We start from the raw sequence: 13,754 nt of genomic DNA on the forward strand, positions 1-13,754 counted from the left end.
CCGGTGCCGATCCGCGGCTGCACGCCGCACCGACACAACGAGGTTGCCGTACTTATGCGTCACGCCGAAGGAGCCCGCGGTGAGTGCTGACACGACCCAGCTCGCCTTTGACTGGAGCTGTCGGATCATGTCCGACAACGGATGCGGCTTCCCGGCGCCGGGCCTGCACTCCTTCCTGTTCGAACCGATTGCCGACTTCGGCTGGTTCTACTTCAACAAGGTGATGCTGCTCGCCCTGCTCACCACGATCGTCATCTGCGTCTTCTTCTTCTTCGCGTTCGGCCGCTCCAAGGTCGTCCCCGGGAAGATCCAGATGATCGGTGAGGCCGGCTACGACTTCGTCCGCCGCAACGTCGTCTACGAGACGCTCGGCAAGAAGGAGGGCGAGAAGTACGTACCGGTCATGGTCTCGCTGTTCTTCTTCATCTGGATCATGAACGTCTGGTCGGTCATTCCGCTCGCCCAGTTCCCGGTCTCGTCGGTCATCGCCTACCCGGCAATCCTGGCGGCGATCGTCTACCTGATCTGGGTGCCGCTGACCTTCAAGCGCCACGGTTTCGTGGGTGGTTGGAAGAACATCACCGGCTACGACCCGTCGCTCGGGCCGATCAAGTGGCTGGTCTCGTTCATCGAGTTCTTCTCGAACCTGCTGGTCCGCCCGTTCACGCACGCGGTCCGACTCTTCGCGAACATGTTCGCGGGTCACCTGATGCTGGTGATGTTCACCGTCGCCTCCTGGTACCTGCTGAACAGCTGGATGATCCCGGCCGCGGGCGTCTCCTTCGTCATGACGATCGCGATGATCCTCTTCGAGCTTTTCGTTCAGGCCGTTCAGGCGTACGTCTTCGTCCTCCTGGCCTGCACGTACATTCAGGGCGCTCTCGCCGAGCACCACTGAGCCCCACCCCGCCCAACCACCCCAGGTCGTCCGGTGGACAACCCCCACCGGTTCGTAAAGAAAAGGAAGTAACGGCATGTCCGCGTCCATCGAACTCGCCGCTGGCGTCTCCGGCTCCCTCGGTTCCATCGGTTACGGTCTCGCCGCGATCGGCCCCGGCATCGGCGTCGGCATCGTCTTCGGCAACGGCACCCAGGCGCTGGCCCGCCAGCCCGAGGCCGCCGGCCTGATCCGCGCCAACCAGATCCTCGGCTTCGCCTTCTGTGAGGCGCTCGCCCTGATCGGCATCGTTATGCCGTTCGTGTTCGGTCAGTAATCACCGCGTACTGACTGACACTTTCGACGAAAGGCACTGATGTGATCGCCAACCTGGTACAGCTGGCGGCCGAGGAGGAGATGAACCCTCTCCTCCCGCCCGGTCCCGAGCTGCTCATTGGCACCCTTGCCTTCGCCATCGTCTTCTTCGTCTTCGCCAAGAAGCTCCTTCCGCGCATCAACAAGACGCTGGAAGAGCGCCACGCGCAGATCGAAGGTGGCATCGAGAAGGCTGAGGCCCTGCAGACCGAGGCCCAGAGCGTGCTCGAGCAGTACAAGGCTCAGCTCGCCGAGGCCCGGCACGAGGCCGCGCGGCTGCGCCAGGAGGCGCAGGAGCAGGGTGCCTCGCTCATCGCCGAGATGCGTGCGGAAGGCCAGCGGCAGCGTGAGGAAATCATCGCCGCCGGTCACTCGCAGATCGAGGCCGACCGCAAGGCCGCCGCTCAGGCGCTGCGTCAGGACGTGGGCCTGCTGGCCACCGACCTGGCCGGCAAGCTGGTCGGCGAGTCCCTCGAGGACTCCGCCCGGCAGTCGCGCACGATCGACCGCTTCCTCGACGAGCTCGAAGAGAAGGCAGAGGCTGCACGATGACCGCCCACGGAGCGAGCCGCGAGGCACTGGCCGCCGCGCGTGAGCGTCTGGACGCGCTGACCGACAACACCTCGGTCGACGCCAAGGCGCTCGCCGGCGACCTGGCCTCGGTGACCGCGCTGCTCGACCGCGAGGTCAGCCTGCGGCGGGTCCTGACCGACCCGGCGCAGGCCGGTGAGGCCAAGGCCGAGCTCGCGAGCCGCCTGCTCGGCGGCCAGATCAGCGGCGAGGCCGCCGACCTGGTCTCGGGCCTGGTCCGCTCCCGGTGGTCGGCCTCCCGCGACCTGGTCGACTCCCTCGAGGAGCTGGCCAACACCGCGGACCTGACCGCGGCGCAGGAGAACGGTGACCTCGACGACGTCGAGGACGAGCTGTTCCGGTTCGACCGGATCGTCTCCTCCAACACCGAGCTGCGCGCCGCGCTCACCGACAAGTCGGCATCGGGCCAGGCCAAGGCCGAGCTCGTGAAGCGGCTGCTCGACGGTCGGGCCAAGCCCACCACCGAGCGGATCGTCGGCCGTCTTGTGACCGCGCCGCGTGGACGTAGCCTGGAAGCGGGACTCGAGTCCCTCTCCAAGCTCGCCGCGGAGCGTCGCGAGCGCATGGTGGCGGTCGTCACCACGGCGGTCCCGCTGAGCGACGCGCAGAAGCGGCGCCTGGGTGCGTCCCTCGCGAAGCTCTACGGCCGCGACATGCACCTGAACCTGGACGTGGACCCCGAGGTCCTCGGCGGGATCAAGGTGCAGGTGGGCGACGAGGTCATCAACGGCTCCATCGCGGACCGCATCGAGGAGGCCGGCCGCCGCATGGCCGGCTGACCGCAACACCTCAACACGTACGACTACGGCCCTAGTTGGGCCGTGCAGAGGATTCCTGGGGGCTGACCCCAGACCCCCCAAGAACACTTCGGGCCCAACAAGGAGAGCAGGGAACCCAGATGGCGGAGCTCACGATCCGGCCGGAGGAGATCCGGGACGCGCTGGAGAACTTTGTCCAGGCGTACAAGCCGGACGCGGCCTCGCGCGAGGAGGTCGGTACGGTCACCCTTGCCGGCGACGGCATCGCGAAGGTCGAGGGTCTCCCCTCGGCCATGGCCAACGAACTGCTGAAGTTCGAGGACGGCACGCTCGGCCTCGCGCTCAACCTGGAAGAGCGCGAGATCGGCGCCATCGTCCTCGGTGAGTTCAGCGGCGTCGAGGAGGGCCAGCCGGTCACGCGTACCGGTGAGGTCCTGTCCGTCGGTGTCGGCGAGGGCTACCTCGGCCGCGTTGTCGACCCGCTCGGCAACCCGATCGACGGTCTCGGCGAGATCGAGACCAGCGGTCGTCGCGCCCTTGAGCTGCAGGCCCCCACGGTCATGCAGCGCAAGTCGGTGCACGAGCCGATGGAGACCGGCTACAAGGCCGTCGACGCGATGACCCCCGTCGGCCGTGGTCAGCGTCAGCTGATCATTGGTGACCGCCAGACCGGCAAGACCGCCCTGGCTGTCGACACGATCATCAACCAGCGTGACAACTGGCGCACCGGCGACCCGAACAAGCAGGTCCGCTGCGTCTACGTCGCCATCGGTCAGAAGGGTTCGACCATCGCCTCCGTGCGTGGCGCCCTCGAAGAGGCCGGCGCGCTGGAGTACACGACCATCGTCGCCGCCCCGGCGTCCGACCCGGCCGGCTTCAAGTACCTGGCGCCGTACACCGGCTCGGCCATCGGCCAGCAGTGGATGTACGAGGGCAAGCACGTCCTCATCATCTTCGACGACCTCTCGAAGCAGGCCGACGCCTACCGCGCCGTGTCCCTGCTGCTCCGCCGCCCGCCGGGGCGCGAGGCCTACCCGGGTGACGTCTTCTACGTGCACTCCCGTCTGCTCGAGCGCTGCGCGAAGCTCTCGGACGAGATGGGCGCCGGCTCGATGACGGGTCTCCCGATCGTCGAGACGAAGGCGAACGACGTGTCGGCGTTCATTCCGACCAACGTCATCTCCATCACCGACGGCCAGTGCTTCCTGGAGTCCGACCTGTTCAACGCCGGCCAGCGTCCGGCCCTGAACGTCGGTATCTCGGTCTCCCGTGTGGGTGGTTCCGCCCAGCACAAGGCCATGAAGCAGGTCTCCGGCCGGCTCCGTCTCGACCTGGCCCAGTACCGCGAGCTGGAGGCGTTCGCCGCCTTCGGTTCCGACCTGGACGCCGCGTCGAAGTCGCAGCTGGAGCGCGGTCAGCGTCTGGTCGAGCTGCTGAAGCAGGCTCAGTACCAGCCGATGGCCACCGAGGACCAGGTCGTCTCCGTCTGGGCCGGTACCAACGGCAAGATGGACGAGGTGCCGGTCTCCGACATCCGCCGCTTCGAGAAGGAGCTCCTTGAGCACCTGCACCGCAAGGAGCAGGGCCTCATGACCTCCATCAAGGAGGGCGGGAAGATGTCGAACGACACCATCCAGGCCATCGACGACGCCGTCGCCGAGTTCAAGAAGCAGTTCGAGACCTCGGACGGGAAGCTTCTCGGCGAGGACGCTCCGGCCGCCGCCGGTAAGTGACGACGGAAGGGACCTGACTCATGGGAGCCCAGCTCCGGGTCTACAAGCGTCGCATCCGATCCGTCACCGCGACCAAGAAGATCACCAAGGCGATGGAGATGATCGCCGCCTCGCGTGTCGTCAAGGCACAGCGCAAGGTGGCGGCCTCCACGCCCTACGCGACCGAGCTCACGCGCGCGGTCACGGCGGTGGGGACGGGGTCGACCACAAAGCACCCGCTGACGACCGAGCCCGAGACGGCGACCCGCTCCGCGGTGCTGCTGCTCACGAGCGACCGCGGTCTGGCCGGTGCCTTCAACTCGAACGCGATCAAGGCCGCGGAGCAGCTCACCGAGCGGCTCCGGGCCGAGGGCAAGGAGGTCGACACGTACATCGTCGGCCGCCGTGGTCTCGCGCACTACAACTTCCGCGAGCGCAAGGTCGTGGAGTCGTGGGCGGGCTTCACGGACGAGCCCTCGTATGCGGACGCCAAGAAGGTCGCGGCTCCGCTGATCGAGGCCATCGAGAAGGAGACGGCGGAGGGCGGCGTGGACGAGCTCCACATCGTCTACACCGAGTTCGTCTCGATGATGACGCAGACGGCCGTCGACGGCCGGCTGCTGCCGCTCAGCCTCGAGGAGGTGGCGGAGGAGTCGAAGGCGTCCGGCAAGGGCGACGAGATCCTTCCGCTGTACGACTTCGAGCCGTCGGCGGAGGACGTCCTCGACGCCCTCCTGCCGCGCTACGTCGAGAGCCGGATCTACAACGCGCTGCTCCAGTCGGCTGCTTCCAAGCACGCCGCCACGCGCCGCGCGATGAAGTCGGCGACCGACAACGCGGGAGACCTGATCAATAACCTCTCGCGACTTGCCAACGCGGCCCGCCAGGCCGAAATCACCCAGGAAATCAGCGAGATCGTCGGTGGCGCCAGCGCCCTGGCCGACGCGAACGCGGGGAGTGACAAGTAATGACGACCACTGTTGAGACCGCGACGGCCACGGGCCGCGTCGCCCGGGTCATCGGCCCGGTCGTCGACGTGGAGTTCCCCGTCGACGCGATGCCGGACATCTACAACGCCCTGCACGTCGAGGTCAACGACCCGGCCAAGGACGGCGAGAAGAAGACCCTGACGCTCGAGGTCGCCCAGCACCTCGGTGACGGCCTGGTCCGCGCCATCTCCATGCAGCCCACCGACGGCCTGGTCCGCCAGGCCCCGGTCGTGAACACCGGCGCCTCCATCACGGTGCCCGTCGGCGACTTCACCAAGGGCAAGGTGTTCAACACCCTCGGCGAGGTCCTGAACACCGACGAGCAGTACACGGGCGAGCGCTGGGGCATCCACCGCAAGGCCCCGAACTTCGACGAGCTCGAGTCGAAGACCGAGATGTTCGAGACCGGCATCAAGGTCGTCGACCTTCTCACCCCGTACGTCAAGGGTGGAAAGATCGGCCTGTTCGGTGGTGCCGGCGTCGGCAAGACGGTGCTCATCCAGGAGATGATCTACCGCGTCGCCAACAACCACGACGGTGTCTCCGTGTTCGCCGGTGTCGGCGAGCGCACCCGTGAGGGCAACGACCTCATCGAGGAGATGGCCGAGTCCGGCGTCATCGACAAGACCGCGCTGGTCTTCGGTCAGATGGACGAGCCGCCGGGCACCCGTCTGCGCGTGGCCCTCGCGGGTCTGACCATGGCGGAGTACTTCCGCGATGTGCAGAAGCAGGACGTGCTGTTCTTCATCGACAACATCTTCCGCTTCACGCAGGCCGGTTCCGAGGTCTCGACCCTGCTGGGTCGCATGCCCTCGGCCGTGGGTTACCAGCCGAACCTCGCCGACGAGATGGGCCTCCTCCAGGAGCGCATCACCTCGACGCGTGGTCACTCGATCACGTCCATGCAGGCCATTTACGTGCCCGCGGACGACCTGACCGACCCGGCCCCGGCGACCACGTTCGCCCACCTCGACGCGACGACGGTGCTTTCCCGTCCGATCTCCGAGAAGGGCATCTACCCGGCCGTGGACCCGCTGGACTCCACGTCCCGCATCCTGGACCCCCGCTACATCGCGGCGGACCACTACAACACCGCCATGCGCGTCAAGACGGTGCTGCAGAAGTACAAGGACCTCCAGGACATCATCGCGATCCTCGGTATCGACGAGCTGGGCGAGGAGGACAAGCTCACCGTCCACCGTGCCCGTCGCGTGGAGCGCTTCCTGTCCCAGAACACCCACGTCGCCAAGCAGTTCACCGGCGTCGACGGGTCGGACGTCCCGCTGGACGAGTCGATCACCGCGTTCAACGCGATCATCGACGGCGAGTACGACCACTTCCCGGAGCAGGCGTTCTTCCTGTGCGGTGGCATTGAGGACCTCAAGGCCAACGCCAAGGAGCTCGGCGTCTCCTGAGCCCTGTAGCTCAAGGGAGGGTCGGGGGTATGTCCCGGCCCTCCCGTCACGCCCACTAGACTTTGAACCGACACCCGGCAGCGAGTGCCGCCGGGTGGTGACCCGAGGAGCCCACCTTGGCTGCTGAGCTGCACGTCGAGCTCGTCGCCGCGGACCGCAGTGTCTGGTCCGGCGAGGCCACCCTGGTCGTCGCGCGTACCACGTCCGGCGACATCGGCGTCATGCCCGGTCACCAGCCGCTGCTCGGTGTGCTGGAGTCGGGCCCCGTGACGATCCGTACGACGGACGGGGGAACGATCGTGGCGGCTGTCCACGGCGGTTTCATCTCGTTCGCCGACAACAAGCTGTCCCTGCTGGCCGAGATCGCCGAGCTTTCGGACGAGATCGACGCCCAGCGGGCGGAGCGGGCGCTGGAGCGCGCGAAGTCGGACGCCGACGCGTCCGCCGAGCGTCGCGCAGACGTGCGACTCCGTACGGTGGCGGCGCGCTGAATCCAGCGAGCCACATGATGTACCTCAGCCGCGGCCCAGGCCGGAGATAATCTCCGGACCGGGTCGCGGCTGAGGCGATCTACAACTGTTTTGCTGTTCCGTTATCGGTCGAGAAGCGAGGAGGTCGGTGTAGATGGTCCTCGTTCTTGTGCTGTGCGTAGTCGCGGTCGTCGTGCTCGTGGTGGTGGGACTCGTCGCCTTCGGAGTGCGGCGGCGGCTCATCCAGCGCTCCGGCGGTACGTTCGACTGTTCGCTGCGGTGGGACGCGCCGGCGCCCGAAGCGGCGGATGCCTCCGGCAAAGGGTGGGGCTACGGGATCGCCCGTTACAACGGTGACCGGGTCGAGTGGTTCCGCGTCTTCTCGTACGCGCCGCGGCCGAAGCGGATTCTCGAGCGGGCCGCCATCGAGGTCACCGGGCGGCGTGCCCCCGAGGGCGAGGAAGAGCTCGCGCTCCTCTCGGACGCCATCGTCCTCGCGTGTACGCACCGCGGGACCCGCCTCGAGCTGGCCATGAGCGAGGACGCGCTGACCGGTTTCCTGGCGTGGCTGGAGGCGGCGCCTCCCGGCCAGCGGGTCAATGTGGCGTAGGCCCCTGGCGCAGGCATGGAAGAAGCCGGGCCGACGGGGGGCGTTCCCGTGGGCCCGGCTTCGGTATTGAGGGGTTACTTCAGGCCGGAGTTGATGGCCGTGACCAGTTCGCCGTTCGAGGTGTCGCCGGAGAACTCCCAGAAGAAGGCGCCGCCCAGGCCCTGGGACTTGGCCCAGCTCATCTTCGAGCCGATCGTCGCCGGGGTGTCGTAGGACCACCAGTCGGAGCCGCAGTGCGCGTACGCCGTCCCGGCCACCGTGCCGTTCGACGGGCACTTGGTCTTGAGGACCTTGTAGTCCTCGATGCCCTGCTCGTACGTGCCGGCCGCGGGCCCGGTCGCGGTGCCGCCGGGCTCCTTCTGCGTGACGCCCGTCCAGCCGCGGCCGTAGAAGCCGATGCCGAGGAGGAGCTTGGAGGCCGGTACGCCCTGTGCCTTCAGCTTGGCGATGGCGTCGGCGGAGTTGAAGCCCTGCTGCGGGATGCCGGAGTACGAGGTGAGCGGGGAGTGCGGGGCGGTCGGGCCCTTGGCCTCCCAGGCGCCGAAGAAGTCGTAGGTCATGACGTTGTACCAGTCCATGGACTGTGCGGCACCGGCGTAGTCCTGCTTGTCGATCTTGCCGCCGGACGAGGCGTCGGCGGTGATCGCGGCCGTCACCAGATTCTGCGAACCGAATTTCGAACGCAGCGCCGTGGACAGCTTCTTGAGCGCGTCCTGGCCGGACGTGTCACAGGTCAGACCGCATGCGTTCGGGTACTCCCAGTCGATGTCGATGCCGTCGAAGACATCGGCCCAGCGCGGGTCCTCGACCAGCTTGTAGCAGGAGTCGGCGAACGCGGCCGGGTTCTTCGCGGCCTCACCGAAGCCGCCGGACCAGGTCCAGCCGCCGAAGGACCAGAGGATCTTGAGGTTCGGGTTCTTGGCCTTCAGCTGGCGCAGCTGGTTGAAGGCGCCGCGCAGCGGCTGGTCCCAGGTGTCGGCCTGTCCGGAGACGGAGTTGGCGGCCGTGTACGCCATGTCCGTGTCGGCGTAGGCGTCGCCCATGGTGCACTTGCCGCCCTGGACGTTGCCGAAGGCGTAGTTGATGTGGGTGACCTTGGCGGCCGAGCCGGAGGTCTCCAGGTTCTTCGGGTAGTACTGGCGGCCGTAGACGCCCCAGTTGGTGAAGTAGCCCAGGTTGACCTTGTCGCCGGGGCCGGGGCCCGGGTCGGTGCCGCCGCCGGTGGTGCGCACCTTCACGGAGCCGGAGACCGGTCCCGTCTGGTCGGCGGTGTCGCGGGCCTGCACCGTGTACGAGTAGTCGGTGCCGGCCTTCAGCCCCGTGTCGGTGTACGAAGTGCCGGTCACCGTCGCGACCTTGGCGCCGTCGCGCAGCACGTCGTAGTTCTTGACGCCCTTGTCGTCGGTGGCGGCCGACCAGGACAGCTTGGCGGAGGTGTCGGTGATGCCGGAGGCGGTCGGGGTGCCGGGCGCGGAGGGTGCCGCGTCGCCGGGGACGTCGCCGCCGTCGCAGGAGGCGCCGTTGAGCTTGCAGCCGGTGGGGGCGCCGGAGCCGGTGCCGTTGAACCCGAAGGAGACCGAGGCGCCGGGGGCGAGCGTCCCGTTCCAGGAGAGGTTCTTGGCGGTCCAGTGGTCGGCGGAGTTGGTGACGGTCGCGTCCCAGGCCGAGGTGACCTTCGTACCGGACGGGAAGTCCCACTGGACGTTCCACGAACTCACGGTCGTGGTGCCGGAGTTCTTGATGGTCCACTTGCCCTCGAAGCCGCTGCCCCAGTCCTGGGTCTTGGCGTACGTGGCGGTGACGGTGGTGGCCTCGGCGGCGGCGTGGGAGGGGGTGGCGAGGCCGACGAGGGCGGCGGCGGGCAGGGCGAGGGCCGCGAGTGCCGCGGTCGTTCTGCGCCGAAGTCTCTGTCTCGGTACGTCAGTCGGGTGCATCAGGTGCTCCTCGGGAGGTCCGGGGTTCGTCTTGGGGGTGGAACCCTGCGACGCCCATGAGCACCGGAGTGGGGGGTGTGCTCACCGCAGTGCGGCGAGAATAGAAAGGTCTGGACCAGCGGTCAAGGTCTAAACCAATCACGGCTTTCGGCCAAGTTCGCGCGCCAGCACGGCCGCCTGCACCCGGCTGCGCAGGTTCAACTTGCCGAGCAGGCGGCTGACATGGGTCTTTACCGTGGCCTCCGCCATGTCGAGCCGGTCCGCGATCTCCGCGTTGGACAGCCCTTCGCCCAGCCGGTCGAGCACTTCCCGCTCCCGGCGTGTGAGCGACTCCAGCTCCGGTGGCGGGTCGGCCGGTTCGCCGCCGGAGGGCCGCGCGAACTCGGCGATCAGGCGACGCGTGACCGCCGGCGCGATCAGGCCCTCGCCCCGGGCGACCGTGCGGACGGCCTCCAGCAGGTCCCTCGCGTCCGTGTTCTTGAGCAGGAACCCGGCCGCCCCCGCGCGCAGCGCCCCGAACACGTACGCGTCGAGGTCGAAGGTGGTCAGCACGAGGACGTCGGCGAGCCCCTCGGCGACCACCGCGCGCGTGGCCGAAACGCCGTCGAGGCGCGGCATCTGTACGTCCATCAACACCAGGTCGGGCCGCAGCTCCCGGGCCAGCTCCAGGGCCCGCTCGCCGTCCTCCGCCTCGCCGGCGACCTCGATGTCGGGCGCGCTGTTCAGGATGAGCACGAGCCCGGCCCGTACGGCGGACTGGTCCTCGGCGACGAGTACGCGGATCACTCGGTGACTCCTTCCAGGGGGAGGCGGGCGCACACCCGCCAGAACTCGCCGCCCGGGGCGTCGGGCCCCGCCTCGAACGTGCCGCCCAGGAGCGCCGCCCGCTCCCGCATCCCGACGAGCCCGGCGCCGGAGCCCGGCGCGCGCGGCCCGCCCCGGTCGCCGTACGGGCTGTCGACCCGGATCCCGACACACGCGTCCGTGCGGTCGACGGCGACCGTGACACGGCCGGGCCCCGCGTGCTTGAGCGCGTTCGTGAGGGACTCCTGGACGATGCGGTAGGCGGCGAGCTCGACCGGCGCGGGCAGCCCGGCGAGGTCGCCGGAGGTGGTCAGCCCGACGTCGAGGCCGTTCGTGCGGGACTGCTCGACGAGGTCGCCGAGCCCCGCAAGCGTGGGCGCGGCGGCGGGCTCCTGGTCCTCGCCAGCGTCCCGCAGGATGCCGATGAGGCGGCGCATCTCCGCGAGGCCCTCGACGCTGTTCTCGCGGATCGTCTTCAGCGCCGTACGGGTGGTGTCCTGGTCGTCGAGGGACAGCGCGGCCGTCGAGTGGATCGCGATCGCCGACAGATGGTTCGCCACCATGTCGTGCAGCTCGCGGGCCATCCGGGCGCGCTCCGCCGTCACCGCCTGCGCCCGGTCCATCTCGGCGAGCAGCGCCGTCTGCTCCGCCCGCAGCCGCTCCGCCTGCGCCGCCTCGCGGTGGCCGCGCACCAGCAGTCCTGTGGCGGCGGGGCCGAAGGAGACGAGGCCGGTCGCGACGCCGATCAGGATCGCCTCCGGCTGCCGCAGCCAGGCGACGAAGCCGAGCGTGACGGCGACCGTCACCAGGCCGGTGCTGACGGGGAGGCGGCGGGCGGCGGCCGGGGTCCCGTACAGCGCGGCCGCGTACATCAGGTCGGTGTACATGAGCACCGTCGCGAGGCTGCCCTGGGTGAACTGGTCGGCCACCAGCACGAGCGTGCCGGTGACGACGGCGAACCGGGGGCGGGTGCGGCGCAGCAGTTCGAGCGCCGCCATCGCGACGAGCGGCACGAGCAGCCACGAACCGTCGAGGAGCCGTCCCGAGTTCATGCCGAGCCCGAAGCCCCACAGCGCGAGCCCGCCGAGCAGCCCGCCGACGGCGATGCGCACGTCGTCGCGGTGCGGGCGGGGGAGAGCGGGGGCCTGCATGACTCCATCCAACACGGCCGGGGCGGTCCTGCCATGGTGCGGCGGGACGAGCCGGGCCGGCCCGGCACTACATCGAAGGATGCAGTCCCACTTCGTCATGTACGACGACGATCACGCGCCGCGCGGCAGGGAGCCTGGTAGCAGGGGAAACGAAGGAAACGAGAGGAGCGCACCGTGATCGTCACGCTGATCGTCGCCTGCGAGGTCGCCTTCTGGGTGCTCCTCGCCGCGGGACTCGCCCTGCGCTACTGGGCGAAGATGCCGCGCGCGAGCGTGGCCGTACTGCTGTGCGAGCCGCTCTTGGAGGTCGTGCTGCTGGTCGTCACGGCCATCGACCTCAAGAACGGCGCCGAACCCGACTGGAAGCACGGCCTGGCCGCCGTCTACATCGGCTACTCGATCGCCCTCGGCCACTACACGATCACGTGGGTCGACGTCCGCGTCGCCCACCGCTTCGCGGGCGGCCCACCGCCGTCGACCCCCAAGTACGGGGTGCCGCGCGCGATCCACGAGTGGAAGCTGGCCGCCCGCTGGATCCTCGCCGCCGTCATCGCGATGGGCCTGTTGCAGGGCGCGATCTGGTACGTGGACGAGGCCGGGGCGACCGAATCCCTCGCGCAGTGGCAGCAGCGCATGCTCTTCCTGATCGCGATCAACGTGATCATCGCGCTGAGCTACACGGTGTTCCCGAAGAAGGCGCCGGCGGTACCGGTCGGCAAGGGGTGACTAACGCTCGCCGCCCGGCACCCACAGCACGTCCCCGACCTCCTTGTTCGCGATCCTCGCCAGGATGAACAGGAGGTCGGAGAGGCGGTTCAGGTACGTCGCCGTGAGCGGGTTCATCGTCTCGCCGTGCACCTCCATCGCGGCCCACGTCGAGCGCTCCGCGCGGCGGACGACCGTGCACGCCTGGTGCAGGAGCGCGGCGCCCGCGGTGCCGCCCGGGAGGATGAAGGACCGCAGCTTCTCCAACTGCTCGTTGAAGTGGTCGCAGTCCGCCTCCAGCTTGTCGATGTAGAACTGCTCGACGCGCAGCGGCGGGAACTCGGGGTTCTCGACGACGGGGGTGGAGAGGTCCGCGCCCACGTCGAACAGATCATTCTGCACGCGCACGAGCACCTTCACCACCTCCTCGTCGAGGCCGCCGAGGGCGACCGCCGTGCCGATCACGGCGTTCGCCTCGTTGGCGTCCGCGTACGCCGAGATCCGCAGATCGGTCTTGGCGGTGCGGCTCATGTCGCCGAGGGCGGTGCTGCCCTTGTCTCCGGTACGGGTGTAGATGCGCGTCAGATTGACCATGCGACCACCCTAATTACGGGGCGGCCCGCCGGAAGCCGCGTGTGCCGACCGTCACGGCGAGCGCCGCGAAGGCGAGCGCGACCAGCACCCCGTAGAGCATGTTCGCCGTCGCGTAGTGGCCGACGTACGCGTCCCGCATCGCGTCCACGAGATAGCGCAGCGGCATGACGTGCGAGAGCCCGTCCAGCCAGCCCGGCGCGAGCGCCATCGGCAGCATCAGACCCGAGAGCAGCATCGACGGCATGGTGACCGCGTTGATGACGGGGCCGAACTCCTGCGGCGTACGGGCCTTGAAGGCGAGCGCGTACGACAGGGAGGCCAGGGAGACCGTCAGGAGCGCCACGAAGGCGAAGCCGATGAGGATCCCGCCGAGGGGCGCGCGCAGGCCCATCGCGAGCGCGACGAGCACGAGCAGCACGGCCTGGAACAGGAACAGCGCGGTGTCCCGCAGGACACGGCCGAGCAGCAGCGCGAGCCGGCTGACCGGTGTCACCCGCATCCGCTCCACCACTCCGTAGTTCTTCTCGAGGATGATGCCGAAGCCGCAGAACGCGGCACCGAAGAGCCCGAGTTGGAGCAGCAGCCCCGGCACCAGGATCTGCCAGGAACTCCCGGTGGAGCCCAGCGGGAGGCTGGTCAGCAGCGGGCCGAAGAACAGCAGGTACAGCAGGGGCATCAGGATGCCGAAGAGGATCTGGAAGCGGGACGAGAGGGTCTGGCGGGCGTAGCGGCCGAAGATGATCCGCGTATCGGAGGCAAGGGTGCTCAT

The 13,754-nt window shown here is 68.7% G+C and carries 15 protein-coding genes; 10 read left to right on the forward strand and 5 right to left on the reverse strand.

Features of this window, described 5'->3' with window-relative positions; translation table 11 throughout:
• Positions 1-127 precede the first annotated feature (127 nt).
• From atpB to ACFV9W_RS19795, 9 genes are all read left to right on the forward strand, one after another.
• Positions 128-898: a F0F1 ATP synthase subunit A gene (gene atpB / locus ACFV9W_RS19755; protein WP_385762667.1), complete on the forward strand. Its 771-nt coding sequence runs from the start codon at positions 128-130 to the stop codon at positions 896-898.
• Positions 899-974: 76 nt separating this feature from the next.
• The gene (atpE, locus tag ACFV9W_RS19760; protein WP_385762526.1) at positions 975-1,214 is read left to right on the forward strand and encodes an ATP synthase F0 subunit C; all 240 of its coding nucleotides are present in this window, start codon (positions 975-977) and stop codon (positions 1,212-1,214) included.
• Between the two features lie 41 nt (positions 1,215-1,255).
• Entirely contained in the window at positions 1,256-1,804 is a 549-nt protein-coding gene (locus ACFV9W_RS19765) for a F0F1 ATP synthase subunit B (protein ID WP_385762528.1), read from the forward strand.
• Positions 1,801-2,622 carry a F0F1 ATP synthase subunit delta gene (locus ACFV9W_RS19770; RefSeq protein WP_385762530.1) on the forward strand — a complete coding sequence of 274 codons (822 nt, stop codon included), beginning with the start codon at positions 1,801-1,803 and terminating at the stop codon, positions 2,620-2,622. Before ACFV9W_RS19765 ends, ACFV9W_RS19770 begins: the two co-directional genes overlap by 4 nt.
• A gap of 119 nt (positions 2,623-2,741) precedes the next feature.
• Positions 2,742-4,334 (forward strand): F0F1 ATP synthase subunit alpha, encoded by a 1,593-nt coding sequence (gene atpA / locus ACFV9W_RS19775; protein WP_385762532.1) that lies wholly within the window; start codon positions 2,742-2,744, stop codon positions 4,332-4,334.
• Positions 4,335-4,354: 20 nt separating this feature from the next.
• Positions 4,355-5,281: a F0F1 ATP synthase subunit gamma gene (locus ACFV9W_RS19780; RefSeq protein WP_385762534.1), complete on the forward strand. Its 927-nt coding sequence runs from the start codon at positions 4,355-4,357 to the stop codon at positions 5,279-5,281.
• Positions 5,281-6,717, forward strand: a complete 1,437-nt coding sequence (gene atpD / locus ACFV9W_RS19785) for a F0F1 ATP synthase subunit beta (protein ID WP_385762536.1) — start codon at positions 5,281-5,283, stop codon at positions 6,715-6,717. Before ACFV9W_RS19780 ends, atpD begins: the two co-directional genes overlap by 1 nt.
• A gap of 116 nt (positions 6,718-6,833) precedes the next feature.
• Positions 6,834-7,208, forward strand: a complete 375-nt coding sequence (locus ACFV9W_RS19790; protein WP_385762538.1) for a F0F1 ATP synthase subunit epsilon — start codon at positions 6,834-6,836, stop codon at positions 7,206-7,208.
• A gap of 133 nt (positions 7,209-7,341) precedes the next feature.
• On the forward strand, positions 7,342-7,797 hold the full coding sequence (locus tag ACFV9W_RS19795; RefSeq protein ID WP_385762540.1) for a DUF2550 domain-containing protein: 456 nt from the start codon (positions 7,342-7,344) through the stop codon (positions 7,795-7,797).
• A 74-nt stretch (positions 7,798-7,871) separates the two neighbouring features.
• On the opposite strand, the gene ACFV9W_RS19800 is transcribed toward ACFV9W_RS19795, so the two are convergent.
• From ACFV9W_RS19800 to ACFV9W_RS19810, 3 genes are all read right to left on the reverse strand, one after another.
• Positions 7,872-9,731, reverse strand: coding sequence for a glycosyl hydrolase family 18 protein (locus ACFV9W_RS19800; RefSeq protein WP_385762542.1), 1,860 nt, complete (start codon positions 9,729-9,731; stop codon positions 7,872-7,874).
• A 138-nt stretch (positions 9,732-9,869) separates the two neighbouring features.
• The gene (locus tag ACFV9W_RS19805; protein ID WP_385762544.1) at positions 9,870-10,517 is read right to left on the reverse strand and encodes a response regulator; all 648 of its coding nucleotides are present in this window, start codon (positions 10,515-10,517) and stop codon (positions 9,870-9,872) included.
• The gene (locus tag ACFV9W_RS19810; protein ID WP_385762546.1) at positions 10,514-11,686 is read right to left on the reverse strand and encodes a sensor histidine kinase; all 1,173 of its coding nucleotides are present in this window, start codon (positions 11,684-11,686) and stop codon (positions 10,514-10,516) included. Before ACFV9W_RS19810 ends, ACFV9W_RS19805 begins: the two co-directional genes overlap by 4 nt.
• A 174-nt stretch (positions 11,687-11,860) precedes the next feature.
• On the opposite strand from ACFV9W_RS19810, the gene ACFV9W_RS19815 reads away from it, so the two are divergent.
• Positions 11,861-12,412, forward strand: coding sequence for a hypothetical protein (locus ACFV9W_RS19815; protein ID WP_385762548.1), 552 nt, complete (start codon positions 11,861-11,863; stop codon positions 12,410-12,412).
• Here the strand turns inward: ACFV9W_RS19815 and ACFV9W_RS19820 are convergent, their stop codons facing one another.
• Entirely contained in the window at positions 12,413-12,985 is a 573-nt protein-coding gene (locus tag ACFV9W_RS19820) for a cob(I)yrinic acid a,c-diamide adenosyltransferase (protein ID WP_385762550.1), read from the reverse strand. It abuts the gene before it with no gap.
• Positions 12,986-12,998: 13 nt separating this feature from the next.
• Entirely contained in the window at positions 12,999-13,754 is a 756-nt protein-coding gene (locus ACFV9W_RS19825) for an ABC transporter permease (RefSeq protein ID WP_385762552.1), read from the reverse strand.

The sequence above is a fragment of the Streptomyces sp. NPDC059897 genome (assembly GCF_042730865.1).
Taxonomy (GTDB): domain Bacteria; phylum Actinomycetota; class Actinomycetes; order Streptomycetales; family Streptomycetaceae; genus Streptomyces.

Coding starts and splice junctions, on each gene's coding strand:
- atpB (WP_385762667.1), top strand. CDS start 128: ATGTCCGACAACGGATGCGGCTTCCCGGCGCCGGGCCTGCACTCCTTC.
- atpE (WP_385762526.1), top strand. CDS start 975: ATGTCCGCGTCCATCGAACTCGCCGCTGGCGTCTCCGGCTCCCTCGGT.
- ACFV9W_RS19770 (WP_385762530.1), top strand. CDS start 1,801: ATGACCGCCCACGGAGCGAGCCGCGAGGCACTGGCCGCCGCGCGTGAG.
- atpA (WP_385762532.1), top strand. CDS start 2,742: ATGGCGGAGCTCACGATCCGGCCGGAGGAGATCCGGGACGCGCTGGAG.
- ACFV9W_RS19780 (WP_385762534.1), top strand. CDS start 4,355: ATGGGAGCCCAGCTCCGGGTCTACAAGCGTCGCATCCGATCCGTCACC.
- atpD (WP_385762536.1), top strand. CDS start 5,281: ATGACGACCACTGTTGAGACCGCGACGGCCACGGGCCGCGTCGCCCGG.
- ACFV9W_RS19795 (WP_385762540.1), top strand. CDS start 7,342: ATGGTCCTCGTTCTTGTGCTGTGCGTAGTCGCGGTCGTCGTGCTCGTG.
- ACFV9W_RS19800 (WP_385762542.1), bottom strand. CDS start 9,731: ATGCACCCGACTGACGTACCGAGACAGAGACTTCGGCGCAGAACGACC.
- ACFV9W_RS19810 (WP_385762546.1), bottom strand. CDS start 11,686: ATGCAGGCCCCCGCTCTCCCCCGCCCGCACCGCGACGACGTGCGCATC.
- ACFV9W_RS19820 (WP_385762550.1), bottom strand. CDS start 12,985: ATGGTCAATCTGACGCGCATCTACACCCGTACCGGAGACAAGGGCAGC.
- ACFV9W_RS19825 (WP_385762552.1), bottom strand. CDS start 13,754: ATGAGCACCCTTGCCTCCGATACGCGGATCATCTTCGGCCGCTACGCC.